The sequence below is a fragment of the Desulfoluna sp. genome (assembly GCF_030145185.1).
Lineage (GTDB): Bacteria > Desulfobacterota > Desulfobacteria > Desulfobacterales > Desulfolunaceae > Desulfoluna.
The window spans coordinates 1-13,773 of record NZ_JAQYWB010000035.1 but is presented as its reverse complement, the minus strand read 5'-3'; the positions used below and the strand labels follow the sequence as shown (position 1 = coordinate 13,773).

The following is a 13,773-nucleotide window of genomic DNA, read 5'->3' as shown; positions in this document are numbered from 1 at the left end:
ATGGTATAACAATCCTCTGGGGGCTCCCGAAGGGGACCGTGCAACGGAAAAGAGGGGAACAGGTCGGGTGGTGCATTAAAGGGAGGAGAGCTGGATGAAGGTGTCATTTATTGTGGCTGTGGCGGACAACGGGGTGATTGGTGATGGCGCGGATATTCCCTGGCAGATCGAAGGGGAGCTCTCCTTGTTTAAAGCGATGAGTTATCACCACAGCGTGTTGATGGGCCGCAAGACCTGGGAGTCCATCGGGCGGCCCCTGCCGGGTCGCAAGATCATCGTTTTGACTCGTAATCCGGCCTACGAAGCGCCCGGTTGCCAGGTCTGCACCACCCTTGATGAGGCCCTGACGATGGGCTGCAAGGGGGGACGCCGGCTCGTAGTGGCCGGGGGCGGGGAAATATTTAAGGCGACCCTTCCCTTTGCCGACACCCTTCATATCTCCCATATTCACACGGAGGTCGCAGGGGATGTGTTGATGCCGGAGATTCCCGCCGTGTTTAAACCTGTTTTTTCTCAGGATTTTCCCGCCGACATTCCTTACACGTATACCATCTATTTAAAAAAGGCCGGGGAGTACTGATCCCGCGCCATGTGTCCATGGCACGGCAAGGTGAGCCACCTTGAAAGCAGGTTGCCGCCGTGATTTATCCCTCGCTCCTCGGGTCAACTCACGGCGGCTTTCTTATTGGGTTTCGGCATCTGTTTTTTGCCTGAGCCCTAACGTGTGGGAACGAGTCGGATTTCAGCTGTCTCCAGAGGGGGCAGGCTGCGATGTTTTGCCGGGTCGATGCCGTCAAAGGCGCATTGCAGGATCTGTCCCGGATCACCGTGGGTGACTAAGATGATGTCCTTTTCATTGTAACGGCGTCCGGTGCGTTTGATCACTTCGACCATACGGGTGACCACGGATTGGACACTCTCTACGCCGAATCGGGGATGCTCCGGATCGGCTTCGTCGGATTCCCATCCCTTTTCGTAGTTTGTATTTTCTTTCAGATCAAATTCCCCGAAAAATCTCTCCCTTAAATTCATATCGGAAAATTGTTCTGCTTTGAGCGCCTTTTTGACGATGGATGCCGTTTCCAGGGCACGTAAAAAAGGGGAACTCACCACCACGGGTTTTATCCGTGGATTGAACCATTCGTTCTGGATCGCTTTTTCAATCGATTGTGCGACGTCCGCTTTGCCTTTTTCCGACAGCCCCCATGCGCCGATGCCGTTTTCCGGGCTGCTGACGATGAGGCCCTGTTCGTTGGCCTCGCTGTGGCCGTGTCGTAAAATAAAGTAGCGGTTGGTGTGAAAGGGTAGGGTGATCATGATAATTAACCTTGTCTGGTTTATTTTGGCGGAACCGGGAGGTCCGCTGTATGCCACAAAGAAGAGGGCGTCCCAATCGAAGCCAGCGACGCCCTCTGCATTCGTAAATTTAAACGTGCGCCTATTTTTCGGAGTCGACGAGACCTTTCACGAACCATTTTTGCATGGCCAGCACCACCACAATGGGCGGCAGCATCACGATCAGGGCGCCGGACAGGGCGATGTTCCACTCGGGAAGGTCGTCGGCCAGGGGGATGAGGTTCTGAAGGCCGATGACGGCTGTCTGCATTTTGGGGTTGGTGGTGATGAGAAGAGGCCAGAGGTACTGGTTCCATCCGTAGACGAATTCGATGACCACCAGGGCGGCGATGTTGGTTTTGGACAGGGGGAAGAGAATTTTTCGAAAAAAAGTCATGGGCGAGGCCCCGTCCATTTTGGCCGCCTCACAAAGCTCTTCGGGCACGGTCAGAAAGAACTGACGGAAGAGAAAGGTGCAGGTCGCCGAGGCCACGAGGGGTAAAATCAGGCCCGTGTGGCTGTCCAGAAGGCTCCAGTTGAGGGCAACCTCAATGTCATTTCCGGCAAACCAGCTGACCACGCTGTTCAGGTGGAGCGCATCCCAGAGGGGCTGCAGGGGTCCGAAGACGTTGGCAGCCATCTCATAGGTGGGCAGGATTCGGACCTCCACCGGCAGCATCAGGGTGCAGAAGACTGTGACAAAGGCGATCGTGCGAAACCGGTAGTCAAAATAGACGATGGAGAAGGCCCCCAGCATGGAGACCGATATTTTTCCTATCGTGATCCCCGAGGCCATGATGACCGAGTTGATCAGCTGGGTTGAGAGATCCCCCCGTGTCCATGCCGTCTTCATGTTGACCAGAAACTGATCTCCGGGAATGAGGGGCATGGGGACCATCGATACTTTTTCCAGAGGCAGGGTGGCCGCAATGCCGGCATAGATGATGGGAAATCCGACGATGACGATACCCAGGATCAGAAACAGGTAGGTCAAAAAATCAAGGATGGGTGTCTTTTCTACCATGATGAGCCTTTACCCCGCGTATTGAACTTTTTTTTCAATGAATTTGAACTGAAACACAGTGACTCCGACAATAAGAACCATCAGGATCACGGACTGCGCCGCGGATGAGCCCATGTCCAACCCGATAAAGCCGTCCTGGTAAACCTTATACACCAGGGTGTTGGTCGATCCACCGGGGCCCCCCTGGGTGACGGCGTGAATGACGCCGAAGGTCTCGAAGAAGGCGTAGATGATATTCATCACGGTGAGAAAGAAAAGGGTGGGCGAAAGCAGGGGCAGTGTGATGGATCGGAATCGGCGGAACGGGGAGGCGCCATCCATGGATGCCGCTTCGATGAGTGAATGGGGCACCGCCTGAAGGCCTGCCATGAAAAAGACAAAGTTGTAGCTGATCTCTTTCCAGGCACTGGCGACGATGACCATGGCCAGGGCGTCACCGCCATTTAAGACCGGGTTCCAGTTGAACCCGAACCCTTTTTTCAGCGCCAGAGCGACCACCCCAAAGGAGGGGTGCAGGAGAAAAAGCCAGAGAATCCCGGAGATGGCGGGGGCCACGGCGTAGGGCCAGACCAGCATGGTCCGGATCAGGGCCTTGCATCGTGTGGCGCGGTTGGCCAACGTGGCGATGGTGAGCCCTAAGGAGATGGAGACAAAGGCCGTGGTCAGGCTGAACGCGACGGTGATGCCGATGGACTTCAGGTAGAGGGGATCCGTGAAGATCGCCACATAGTTATCGAACCACACAAAGGCGTTGGACTGGCCAAAGGGATCGCTCAGAAAAAAAGATTGAATTAACCCTTGTGCAGCCGGCCAGTAAAAAAAGGTCAAGGTGACAAGAAGCTGTGGAAGGATCAGGACGTAGGGCAGATATTTTGATTTAAAAACGGATCGTTTTTGCATGGTGCCTATGGATGCCTGTATAAAACGTCAAAGCTCGGTGGCTTTCATGAAAAGCCTGGGAGCTTATGAAGGGAACACGACTGTGTGCCGCGGCGCGTTCCCCATGGGAGGCGCCAATGGAGCCCAGGGCAAAAGGCCCTGCAAGCGCATCATTTGATATATGAAAATTTTGGATTTTTCAATCCCTGGACAAAAGAACCGGATCCAGCGATTACGCTGGATCCGGTAGGCCCGTTATCTTAAATCGAAACGATTAAGATCGTTTTTTGTAGGTTTTGGCAAAGGATTTAAGCTTGATATTAGAGCGTTTGACTGCGGAGTCCAGAGCTTCCTGGGGGGTTTTATTGCCGTTCCAGACCAGCTCAAGCTCCTCATTGATGATGTTACGGATCTGAGTGAAGCTGCCGAGACGCAGGCCCCTGGAGATTTTGGTGGGATCGCGGCGTTTAAGCTGGGTGATGCCTACCTCTTGCTTGGGATCGGCTTTGTAATACCCCTTGGCTTTCAGGCTTTCATACGCATCGATCGTGGTCGGGAAGTAGCCGGTCTCTTTGTGCCAGTATTCCTGGATTTCGTTGGTGGAGAGAAATTTCAGGAAGGCGGCCACGGCTTTGTATTCTTTTTTGGACTTGCCTTTGAACACCCAGAGGGAGGCCCCGCCGATAATACTGTTCTGGGGATTTTTCATGTCGGCTTCGACGGGAAGGGGAGCCACGCCCCAGTCAAACTGGGCTGCTTTTTTCAGCTTGGCGATGCCACTGATGGAGTCCATGTAGATGCCGGCATTTTGAGCCAGAAATTCGGCTTTGGGCCCCTGGTATTTTTGGCCGGAATAGACGAAACGACCATCTTTGGCCCACTCTTTGAGACGGGTGATGTGCTTGACCATCTGGGGATTGTTGATGGTGAGTTCTACGTCGAGCCCCTCGTATCCGTTGGATAGGGTGGCGAAGGGAATATTGTGAATGGCGCTGTAATTTTCTACCTGAACCCAGGATTGCCATGCGGTGACCATGCCGGCCCCAACACCTGCGTCGCGCAGTTTTTTTGTGGCCACGCCCATGTCGTCCCAGGTAACGGGGATGGTGTCGATGCCGGCTTTTTTAAAAAGTGCCTTGTTGTAATACATGACCGGGGTCGAAGAGTTGAACGGCATAGAGACCAGGTTGCCATCGGCGTTCATGTAATATGAGAGGATGGGCTGAAGATAACGGGACCAGTCGATGTCGTTGCCTGTATCCTTCATCAGCTGGAATACAGGGTAGATCGCTCCGGAGAGCATCATGGTCTGGGTGCCGACCTCAAAGACCTGCATGAGGTGGGGCTGTTTTTTTGCTCGGAAGGCAGCAATGCCCGCGTTCAGGGTTTCATCATAGTTGCCTTTGAACGAGCCCTCGACCTTGTATTGATCCTGGGATTCGTTGAAACGTTTGATGATTTCGTTGGCCACCTCGCCGCGTGCGGATCTCATAGCGTGCCACCATTGGATGGTGACGGGTTTGGCCATGGCTGCTGCCGGTGCAAGAATCAGCGCCGCGGTGATGGATGCGACCCATTTTCGAAGAACCATCTCTATCTCCTCTTCAATCCTGAAATATTGTAATTAAACCTGTTTGATTATAACGACATAGATATTTCGATAACATTGATACGTTAGGTCGTATTCTATGGAGCGTCAAGGCATAATCAGCTCGATTCGGCTTTGCACCCTCTGTTGTGTGGATACGAAAGGAAATATTGATTTTAAATCCGAACCGTTGTTTTTTGATTTAATTATTTTCATCCTCTTTGCAGGGGATATCTTTGACAACGGAAGGAGGGGACTGGAGAGCTCAAGAAATCATCGGCCAGCCGGTTGGGAGAGTTATTTTTTTATTGTTTCATGAAAGACTTTCCTGCTAAGACCCCTGACAGAGATGCGGGATCTCCTCCCCCCTGCAGCATGATGGTTTCGGACGGCTGTTTAATATATGGTGGGGCCGGCGTGATGCCGGTGATAAGAAGCTCCGTCCCGTACGGGGTGCTGACAAAACAGGACAGGATATGGCTCGGCTTCGAATTAAAGATGTGGTGAAGAGGTATGGCAAAACAGAGGTGGTGCACGGCATCAACCTTGATATCGAGGACAAAGAGTTTGTCGTCTTCGTAGGACCTTCGGGATGCGGTAAATCCACGACACTTCGGATGATCGCCGGCCTTGAGGAAATTTCGGACGGAACCATGTCCATCGGAGACCAGGTCATCAACGACCTTGCCCCCAAAGACAGGGGGGTGGCGATGGTTTTCCAGAACTACGCCCTCTATCCGCATATGAATGTCTTTGACAACATGTCCTTTGGTCTGAAAATAAAAAAACGGCCCAAAGAGGAAATTAAGCGTCGTGTGGAAGAAGCTGCGGCCATTTTGGGGCTTGAAGACTTCCTTTATCGAAAACCCTCGCAGCTCTCCGGCGGCCAGCGGCAGAGGGTGGCCATGGGACGGGCCATTGTGCGTCGTCCGGAGATTTTTCTCTTTGACGAGCCCCTCTCCAACCTGGATGCCAAGTTGAGAACGCAGATGCGAATCGAGATGAAGAAACTGCATCGCCGGGTGAACTCCACCATTATCTACGTAACCCATGACCAGGTGGAAGCCATGACCCTGGGGGATCGCATCGTGGTCATGAAAGACGGGCATATCGTGCAGCAGGGCAAGCCTCTGGAGCTCTTCGAAAAGCCGGTAAACACCTTTGTGGCCGGATTTATCGGGAGTCCCCCCATGAATCTGATGCCCGCTATGGTTGAAGGCGTCGAAGGGGGACTGGCATTGCAATTTGAGGGCGACCTGAGGCTCCCGATTCCTGAAAAAGAGGGCTGCGCACTCTCTCCAGGCCAGAGCGTGATTGTCGGAATCCGTGCGGAAGACCTGACCCTTGAAGGGGATGAGCCCAGTTTTCCGGAGGACTGGAAAATTTCCGGTGTGGTGGATGTGGTGGAACCCCTGGGCAACGAAACCCATGTCCACATGGAACTGGGCGGAGCCCGTATGCTCGCCAAGTGTGATGGTCGAAGGGTGGTGGCGCCGGGCGATCTCGTTCAGGTGGAGGCCAACCTTAATCAGCTCCATATTTTTGATGCCGAAACGACCCAGGCGGTTTATTAAAAAGTTTGTAACTGTTCAGCTTATGCCTCCGGCGGCCCTGTCGGGGGCTAATCTATTGCCTCCAGGGTGAGGTTGTCATCGAAACAAAGAAAGCCCCGCATACCACTCATGGTGTGCGGGGCTTTTTTTATTTTGGTGTTGCGGGTCCCGTTTTACCGATTCGTCCCGGTTACGTTAAAATGACCGGGACGAGCCGATTAAGGCGACCTTCTTAAACGGTCTGTTCCTGTTTTCTTTTCCCCCAGGGGATGAAAAACGACACCATGGTACAAAGAAAGAGGATCATGCAGTAGTGGACGTTGCCCACCACGTCCAGGGGCGAAATTTTGAAAATGGACGCAGCCAGGAGAACCTGGGCACCCCAGGGGATGAGGCCCTGGCAGATGCAGGCGAAGATGTCCATCGTACCGGCGGCGCGTCTGGGCTCGACGCCATTGGCTTCGGCAATGTTTTTTGCCACGCTCCCTGTGACGAGAATGGCCACGGTGTTGTTGGCGGTGCAGAGGTTGGTCAGGAAGACGAGGATCCCGATGCCCATCTCCGCAATGGCGGTGCTGCCTTTGCCGGCGGCCACACGGCGGATGCCGCTTGAGACCATCCGTTCCAGAGCCAGGAGGCCTCCCTGGGCTTTCATGAGCTCTCCCAGTCCTCCAATAAAAATGGAAAGAATAAAGATCTCCTGCATCCCTGTAAAGCCGTTGTAGATCTCTTTGGCGAAGAGGAGGAGGGTAAAGTCTGGCGTGGTGATGAAGCCGGCGAGTCCGGCCAGGATGATGCCTGAAAGAAGGACGGCGAACACATTGACTCCTGAAACGGCCATGACGAGGATGGCGGCATAGGGTAGGGCCAGGAGCATGGAGGCATCCTTGGCTTCCGCAATGGTCGTGCCCTGGGCCTGGAAAAGGAGCAGCACGATGGTCAGGATGGCCGCAGGAACGGCCACAGCGATGTTTACGCGGAACTTATCCTTCATCTCACACCCCTGGGTCCGGGTGGCCGCGATGGTGGTGTCGGAGATGATGGAGAGGTTGTCACCAAACATGGCCCCGCCGGTGACGGCTCCGGCGGTCAGGGCAATGGAAAGACCCGCTTCACCAGCAACCCCTGCGGCAATGGGTGCCAGAGCGGCAATGGTCCCCATGGAGGTTCCCATGGCCGTGGAGATCAGGGCGCCCACCACAAAGAGGCCGGGAAGAAGAAAGGAGGCGGGGATGACCGAGATGGCCACAGCGACGACGGCATCGACACCGCCGGTGGCTTTGGCCACGGCGCTGAAGCCGCCAGCCAGGAGATAGATCATGCACATGGCCATGATATTGCTGTGACCGGCGCCGGTTAAGAAGCGTTCGACGGTTTCCGTCAGTTTCTGCCTGGAGAGCAGGACCGAGAGGATGATGGCTGGGAGCGCTGCCACAGGGGCCGCTACCTGATAAAAAGCAAAGCTGGTGCCCACGCTTTGAAAATAGAGCCCGCTTCCTACAAAAATGGCAAGAAAAAGCCCCAGGGGGAGGAGTGCCGACAAATGGGGTTGCGCTGAAAAGTTTTTGTTCACTGCTGATTACCTCGATAACTGCTTTATATTTTGGTGGATTATTTAATTTTTTTTGGAGCAGCTACTTTATCAGTATCAGCAAGGACAGTCAAGGCGCGTGGATGCCTATGTTTCAAGGCGTTGTTGACAGGTTTTCCGTCACACGGAACAGGCTGTTTTGTTATTCTGTTGGTGATTGACAGGCAGGCCTCTATTGAGTATATCGTTAAATTTTAGTGCATCCTTTTTTACATTTTTAAAGTTTAAAGGGATTGGAATTGAAAGTTGGGCTCTGGGTGATGTATCGTGGATTCACAGGGACCGGCTTCTGGTATAATGATATGAACCGAAATCCACGACGGAAAAGAGGTAGTATGAAACAGCGAGATCAATGGGGAACCCGTCTCGGGTTTATTCTGGCGGCGGTGGGATCCGCCATCGGCATGGGAAACATCTGGCGTTTTCCTTACATGGTTTATGAAAACGGGGGGGGGGCTTTTCTGATCCCTTATTTTGTGGCGGTCTTCACGGCTGGTATCCCCCTGTTGATTTTGGAATTCGGTGTGGGACAGAAGCATGCCGGCTCCGCCCCCGCCACCTTTCGGCTTCTTAAAGAAAAATGGGCATGGATCGGTTGGTGGCAGGTACTCGTGGCTTTTGTCATCGCCTGTTATTATGTGGTCATTATCGGTTGGTCCTTTTCATACTTGAAGTTCTCCTTCAACCTGGGTTGGGGCAGTGACACCAGCGCCTTTTTCTTTAAAGAGTATCTGCATCTTTCCAGCGGCGCTTTTGATGTAGGTGGCATCCAGTGGCACATCCTGGGGCCCGTGGCCCTGGTGTGGCTGACGTGCTGGGGGGTGTTGATCTGCGGTGTCAAGAAGGGCATTGAAGCAGCCAACAAGGTCTTCATGCCGGCTCTCTTTTTCATGGTGATTCTTATCATGGCCCGTGCCGTCACTATGCCGGGCGCCGTGGATGGCCTTAACTGGCTTTTTAAGCCGGATTTTTCCAAACTCGGTGATATCAAGGTCTGGGCGGCTGCCTTTGGGCAGGTCTTTTTCTCCTTGAGTATCGGTTTCGCCATTATGCTGACCTACTCCAGCTATCTTTCCGATGATTCGGATATTAACAACAACGCCTTTATGACGGCTTTCATTAACTGCGGCTTTTCCATGCTGGCAGGGATCATGATTTTTTCCGTCCTGGGCTACATGGCCGCTCAGAAGGGGGTTCCCATCCAGGATGTGGTCTCCTCCGGCGTAGGGCTTGCCTTTGTCACCATTCCCCAGGCCATTAACTTCATGCCCGGGGCCACATTTATAGGCGTGCTCTTCTTTTTGTCTCTGCTCTTTGCCGGGGTCAGCTCCATGATCTCCATCTGTGAAGCCTGTATCGCAGGGATCCTGGAAGGTTTCAGTTTGAGCCGAAAGGCGGCCACGACCATTTTTTGTCTGGTGGGTTTTCTGGCGAGTGTGATTTTCACCACCGGAAGCGGGCTGTATGTCCTTGATATCGTCGACCACTATATCAATACTTATGCTGTCTTGCTTGGCGGTTTCATTGAAGTGGCGCTTCTCTCCTGGTTTTTTAACCTGGAGTCGATTCGTGAGCACGTCAACCGCACCTCCGATTTTCTGGTGGGGAACTGGTGGAACTTTTGCCTTAAGTTTTTCACCACCTTTGTGGTGGGCTATATGCTGGTGATGAAATGTGTGGGCGATATAACAGTTCCCTATGAAGGATACCCTTCTTCGGCCTTGGGTGTTTATGGCTGGGCCGTGGTCGCGGCTCTGCCGGTGATCGCCTTTCTGTTTACCAAATGCGACTCTCTGGGTCGAAAGGAGTAGCCGGTATGGAAACCTCCGCCGTTTTGATGATGGTTTTCGGGCTGGGAGTTACCTGGGGTGGTGCCTGCTTTTGCATTGGCATTGCCCTGCGCAACCTGAAATAGCCTGGGGCTCCTGAAGGGAGCTCCTTTAAAAAAAAGTGGGTGCATCTCACCCCGGCCTTGTCCGGAGATCGATTTGCAGTGTAAGATCATCAATGCCGCCGTGGCTTTTTCCGGCGGCATTGTTTGTTTGATCTGGACGGTGGGCCCCGCTTTTTGTGCGCGTCCCTCGGGTCCTCTTCAGCCGTGTTTTATGATGATTGGGTGAGAAGGAGAGATAAGGATGGAGTCACTTCGTGAACTTTACAGAACAGGGGTGGGGCCCTCCAGCAGCCATACCATGGGGCCACGTCGAGCAGCAGAACTCTTTGCCGGCAAGCACCCGGATGCCCACGGGTTTCAGGTGACACTGTTTGGCAGCCTTGCCGCCACAGGCAAGGGCCATTTAACCGATCTGGCGGTTAACGAGGCGCTCGCGCCGACCCCGGTGACCCTCGTCTGGCGGCCCGAAGAGCTTCTTCCCGGGCACCCCAACGGCATGCTTTTTGAAACCCTGGATGACATGGGGGCCAAGGGGAATGCGTGGATTGTCTACAGCACCGGTGGCGGGACCATCAGCGAAACCGGATTGGCGTCCGCCGGTACATCGACGTATGAGCTCACCACCATGGAGGCGATTCTGGCCCATTGCGTGAAGAAGGGGATTCCCTTCTGGCAATATGTCGAACAATGCGAAGGGGAGGGCATCTGGGATTTTTTACGGGAAAAATATCAGGCGATGATGGCCTCTTTGGAGCGGGGGTTGGAAACCGAAGGCGTACTACCCGGTGTCTTGGGGCTTACCCGAAAGGCATGGACCTTTCATCAGAAGGCCGTGATGAGCAGTCCCCATTTTCGCCGCACCGGGAAAATCAGCGCTTACGCCCTGGCTGTCTCCGAAGAGAACGCCGCCGGGGGCGTGATCGTTACCGCTCCCACTTGTGGTTCCTGCGGCGTGCTTCCCGCGGTCATTCGGTATCTCAAGGAGGTGGTGCAGGTGGATGAGGTTATTTTTTTAAGGGCGCTGGCCACCGCCGGACTCATCGGGAACCTGATCAAGCACAATGCGTCCATCTCAGGGGCCGAGGTGGGATGCCAGGGGGAGATCGGCACCGCCTGTGCCATGGCCGCCGGTGCCGCTACCCAGGTGCTGGGGGGAACGGTTCGCCAGGTGGAGTATGCCGCCGAGATGGGCCTGGAACATCACCTGGGCCTCACCTGCGACCCCGTGGCCGGGCTCGTTCAGATTCCTTGTATTGAGAGAAACGCCTTTGCCGCCACACGGGCGATGAACTGCTCGGATTATGCCCTCTTCTCCGATGGCACCCACTTTATCTCCTTTGACGAGGTGGTGCGCGTCATGCGGGAAACCGGTCACGATCTGCCCAGCCCCTATCGCGAGACCTCCGCCGGTGGGCTGGCACGAGCCTACACCAATCGCGTGCCAAGGTGAGCCGGCCTGATCACATGTGCGGGTGAGTGGTGGCTGTGGGCCGGAAGGTTGAGTTCATGTTAGAGGAAAAGAGCCTCCGGCGGCCCTGCCGGAGGTCAACCTTTTGCCAATTTTTATGAGATGGGTTTGACAAACGGGTCCTGAGGGTTGTTCCGGTTTATGTCAATAAGTGAATTGACAAAGTAGTACCAACAGCCCACGCGCTTGCGACGTATGATGCTGGCCTCCACCCTTCGCGCGAATGCGGACGCGAGGTGCTGAGAGACCCAACAGCCGTAGCGCATTCGTAAACCCGCTTTCAAGGTGGCACACCTTGCCGCCGGAGGCTTTTTTTTGATCCCATTCAAGAGGAAAAAATTGAAAAAAAAGATTTATATCGCGGATACCGGCGGCACCATTGGGATGAGGCCGGGGGCCAGGGGATACGAGCCCGCCCCGGGGTTTCTCGGGGAGCAGATGGCCAAGATGGAGATCCTTAAGAATCCGCTGATGCCGGAGTATCATATCCACGAGTACGACCCTTCCATGGACTCCTCAAGCATGAGCCCGTCGGCCTGGTTTGATATCGCCGAGGACATTGCGGCCCATCATGATGAGTATGACGGGTTTCTGGTGATCCATGGCACCGATACCATGGCCTACACGGCCTCGGCTTTGCCGTTCATGCTGGAGGGCCTTCAAAAACCGGTGATTCTCACCGGTGGGCAGATTCCCATGTGTGAGGTGAGGAACGATTCCCGGGAGAACCTCATCACCGCTCTGCTGCTGGCCGCCCGGGACGATATCCACGAGGTGTGCCTCTTCTTCGACAACCGTCTCTTTCGGGGAAGCCGCACCACCAAGTGGAACGCAGGCGGGTTTGACGCCTTTGATTCGCCCAACTTTCCTCCCCTGGGCACCACAGGCATCGATATCGAGATCAACCGGTCCCTGCTCCTGCCGAGGCCGGAAGGCCATGCCCCCCTTCAGGTGCAGCGGCTTCACGACTCCCCGGTGGCCGTGCTGCGCCTCTTTCCAGGCATCAACGCCGCCGTGGTGAAAAACCTTTTGGCCCCGCCCATCAAGGGGCTGGTTCTCGAAACCTACGGGGTGGGCAACGCCCCGGACAACGACCCCTCGCTCATGGCGGTTTTAAAAGAGGCCACGGATCGTGGCGTGGTCGTCGTCAACTGCACCCAATGCCTCAAAGGGCGCGTCATGATGGGCGCCTACGCCACCGGCACCGGTCTTCTTGAAGCGGGTGTCATCAGCGGTTTTGACATGACGCCTGAGGCCGCCCTGGCGAAAATGTTTTTTCTCTTCAGTACCCGCCACGACGTTGATGAAATTCGCACCCTCATGCAGACCAGCCTCAAGGGCGAACTGACGGAGTAAAAGCTGCCTCCGGCGGCAAGGTGAACCACCTTGAAAGCGGGTTTGCGAATGCGCTTTGGACGTCATAATTACAGGATAAAAAGTGTCCTGACCCGGATATTTCACGAGCCGAGTGCAAGGGGGCGAGCAATGCGTCGCACGTGCATGAGCTGTTGAAGAGTGATGGGGCTACCGAATGAAAACACGGCTGGGACTTTGACAACGTCTTGATGCACCACGCTGGGCGCGTCGTGCTCCATCCGGTTGAAGGGATCAGCTTCGCACCGCTACGGGGGGGGGCTTCATGCACTGTCCCTTAACTATTCGTTACTATTTGTTATGCCAAGGGAAAAGCTTGCGCGCTCCATATATTGTACGTTATAATGTACAAAAACTTATGTGAGGTGTAAATATGCAACGATTAAAAATTGACCAGGATATAAAACCCCTGTCAGAAGTAAGGACTGGCATCGCAACGTTTATAAAACAAATACACAATACTAAAAGGCCAGTTATAATTACTCAGCATGGGAAGAGTGTTGCAGTTCTATTAGGTGCTCTTGAATATGAAGCGATGCAAGAAAAAATTGAGCTCTTAACAGAGGTTCAAACAGCTATAGGGCAACTGGAAAATTGTACAGGGATAGAACATGATGATGCCAAAGAAACCATACTAAAGCGTATCCTGAAATGAAGATTATTTGGTCTCCATTGGCCATTGATAAAACTTCTAAAATTGCAAACTATATCGCTAAAGAGAAACATTCAGCAGCAAGAAAGTGGGTTGAAACAATTTTTTCAAAAGTGGATCTCTTAAAAGAGTCTCCTGAAGTCGGTCGGATTGTACCTGAAATCAATAAAAGCGTGCCTCCGGCGGCGAGGTGAGCCACCTCGAAAGCGGTTTTTTTGCCTCGTGTGTGAAATCCTGCGGCATAAGCCTTGACCTTCGGATACCGTGGGACCCCGTAGACATAATGATTGCCAAGTAGAACCTGCGCTCCATGAAAAGCGTGGATTATGCATTATATTAAGAAAATAACGCACAGAGCCAAAATCATGGAGGCAGGTATGGAACCAATTTTATCGTATGTCGGTCTTGACGTACA

General features: G+C 53.9%; 13 protein-coding genes. 8 read left to right on the top strand and 5 right to left on the bottom strand.

Translation table 11 applies throughout. The features are described 5' to 3' along the window. The first annotated feature begins 94 nt into the window (after positions 1 to 94). Positions 95 to 580, top strand: a complete 486-nt coding sequence (locus Q1Q75_RS12565; protein WP_300671056.1) for a dihydrofolate reductase — start codon at positions 95 to 97, stop codon at positions 578 to 580. A gap of 137 nt (positions 581 to 717) precedes the next feature. Here the strand turns inward: Q1Q75_RS12565 and Q1Q75_RS12560 are convergent, their stop codons facing one another. From Q1Q75_RS12560 to ugpB, 4 genes are all read right to left on the bottom strand, one after another. Next, complete coding sequence (locus Q1Q75_RS12560) at positions 718 to 1,317, bottom strand: histidine phosphatase family protein (protein ID WP_300671053.1); 600 nt, start codon at positions 1,315 to 1,317, stop codon at positions 718 to 720. Between the two features lie 121 nt (positions 1,318 to 1,438). After that, positions 1,439 to 2,359 (bottom strand): ABC transporter permease subunit, encoded by a 921-nt coding sequence (locus tag Q1Q75_RS12555; RefSeq protein WP_300671051.1) that lies wholly within the window; start codon positions 2,357 to 2,359, stop codon positions 1,439 to 1,441. A 9-nt stretch (positions 2,360 to 2,368) separates the two neighbouring features. Beyond that, the gene (gene ugpA, locus Q1Q75_RS12550) at positions 2,369 to 3,259 is read right to left on the bottom strand and encodes a sn-glycerol-3-phosphate ABC transporter permease UgpA (RefSeq protein WP_300671048.1); all 891 of its coding nucleotides are present in this window, start codon (positions 3,257 to 3,259) and stop codon (positions 2,369 to 2,371) included. A 253-nt stretch (positions 3,260 to 3,512) separates the two neighbouring features. Beyond that, a complete protein-coding gene (gene ugpB / locus Q1Q75_RS12545; RefSeq protein ID WP_300671045.1) occupies positions 3,513 to 4,829 on the bottom strand; it encodes a sn-glycerol-3-phosphate ABC transporter substrate-binding protein UgpB in 1,317 nt (438 codons plus the stop codon). 473 nt (positions 4,830 to 5,302) lie between these two features. Here ugpB and ugpC point away from each other — a divergent pair, with 473 nt between their 5' ends. Further along, complete coding sequence (gene ugpC / locus Q1Q75_RS12540; protein ID WP_300671042.1) at positions 5,303 to 6,400, top strand: sn-glycerol-3-phosphate ABC transporter ATP-binding protein UgpC; 1,098 nt, start codon at positions 5,303 to 5,305, stop codon at positions 6,398 to 6,400. A gap of 211 nt (positions 6,401 to 6,611) precedes the next feature. Here the strand turns inward: ugpC and Q1Q75_RS12535 are convergent, their stop codons facing one another. Then, complete coding sequence (locus Q1Q75_RS12535) at positions 6,612 to 7,952, bottom strand: Na+/H+ antiporter NhaC family protein (RefSeq protein WP_300671039.1); 1,341 nt, start codon at positions 7,950 to 7,952, stop codon at positions 6,612 to 6,614. 353 nt (positions 7,953 to 8,305) lie between these two features. Here Q1Q75_RS12535 and Q1Q75_RS12530 point away from each other — a divergent pair, with 353 nt between their 5' ends. The 6 genes from Q1Q75_RS12530 (at position 8,306) to Q1Q75_RS12505 (ending at position 13,552) form a co-directional block, all read left to right on the top strand. Next, positions 8,306 to 9,781 carry a sodium-dependent transporter gene (locus Q1Q75_RS12530; RefSeq protein WP_300671037.1) on the top strand — a complete coding sequence of 492 codons (1,476 nt, stop codon included), beginning with the start codon at positions 8,306 to 8,308 and terminating at the stop codon, positions 9,779 to 9,781. 5 nt (positions 9,782 to 9,786) lie between these two features. Continuing rightward, complete coding sequence (locus Q1Q75_RS12525) at positions 9,787 to 9,885, top strand: MetS family NSS transporter small subunit (RefSeq protein WP_139163969.1); 99 nt, start codon at positions 9,787 to 9,789, stop codon at positions 9,883 to 9,885. Positions 9,886 to 10,105: 220 nt separating this feature from the next. Further along, positions 10,106 to 11,314, top strand: a complete 1,209-nt coding sequence (locus Q1Q75_RS12520) for an L-serine ammonia-lyase, iron-sulfur-dependent, subunit alpha (protein ID WP_300671024.1) — start codon at positions 10,106 to 10,108, stop codon at positions 11,312 to 11,314. A 357-nt stretch (positions 11,315 to 11,671) separates the two neighbouring features. After that, positions 11,672 to 12,688 (top strand): asparaginase, encoded by a 1,017-nt coding sequence (ansA, locus tag Q1Q75_RS12515; RefSeq protein WP_300671021.1) that lies wholly within the window; start codon positions 11,672 to 11,674, stop codon positions 12,686 to 12,688. A gap of 391 nt (positions 12,689 to 13,079) precedes the next feature. After that, positions 13,080 to 13,361, top strand: a complete 282-nt coding sequence (locus tag Q1Q75_RS12510) for a type II toxin-antitoxin system Phd/YefM family antitoxin (protein ID WP_300671018.1) — start codon at positions 13,080 to 13,082, stop codon at positions 13,359 to 13,361. Next, positions 13,358 to 13,552, top strand: coding sequence for a type II toxin-antitoxin system RelE/ParE family toxin (locus Q1Q75_RS12505; RefSeq protein WP_300671015.1), 195 nt, complete (start codon positions 13,358 to 13,360; stop codon positions 13,550 to 13,552). The genes Q1Q75_RS12510 and Q1Q75_RS12505 overlap by 4 nt, the downstream gene beginning before the upstream one ends. Positions 13,553 to 13,773 lie beyond the last annotated feature (221 nt).

Bases quoted from the DNA above. Each gene is read 5' to 3' on its own strand.
- Q1Q75_RS12530 (WP_300671037.1), top strand. From the start codon at position 8,306: ATGAAACAGCGAGATCAATGGGGAACCCGTCTCGGGTTTATTCTGGCG.
- ugpA (WP_300671048.1), bottom strand. From the start codon at position 3,259: ATGCAAAAACGATCCGTTTTTAAATCAAAATATCTGCCCTACGTCCTG.
- ugpB (WP_300671045.1), bottom strand. From the start codon at position 4,829: ATGGTTCTTCGAAAATGGGTCGCATCCATCACCGCGGCGCTGATTCTT.
- Q1Q75_RS12510 (WP_300671018.1), top strand. From the start codon at position 13,080: ATGCAACGATTAAAAATTGACCAGGATATAAAACCCCTGTCAGAAGTA.
- Q1Q75_RS12525 (WP_139163969.1), top strand. From the start codon at position 9,787: ATGGAAACCTCCGCCGTTTTGATGATGGTTTTCGGGCTGGGAGTTACC.
- Q1Q75_RS12505 (WP_300671015.1), top strand. From the start codon at position 13,358: ATGAAGATTATTTGGTCTCCATTGGCCATTGATAAAACTTCTAAAATT.
- Q1Q75_RS12555 (WP_300671051.1), bottom strand. From the start codon at position 2,359: ATGGTAGAAAAGACACCCATCCTTGATTTTTTGACCTACCTGTTTCTG.
- Q1Q75_RS12560 (WP_300671053.1), bottom strand. From the start codon at position 1,317: ATGATCACCCTACCCTTTCACACCAACCGCTACTTTATTTTACGACAC.
- Q1Q75_RS12520 (WP_300671024.1), top strand. From the start codon at position 10,106: ATGGAGTCACTTCGTGAACTTTACAGAACAGGGGTGGGGCCCTCCAGC.
- Q1Q75_RS12565 (WP_300671056.1), top strand. From the start codon at position 95: ATGAAGGTGTCATTTATTGTGGCTGTGGCGGACAACGGGGTGATTGGT.
- ugpC (WP_300671042.1), top strand. From the start codon at position 5,303: ATGGCTCGGCTTCGAATTAAAGATGTGGTGAAGAGGTATGGCAAAACA.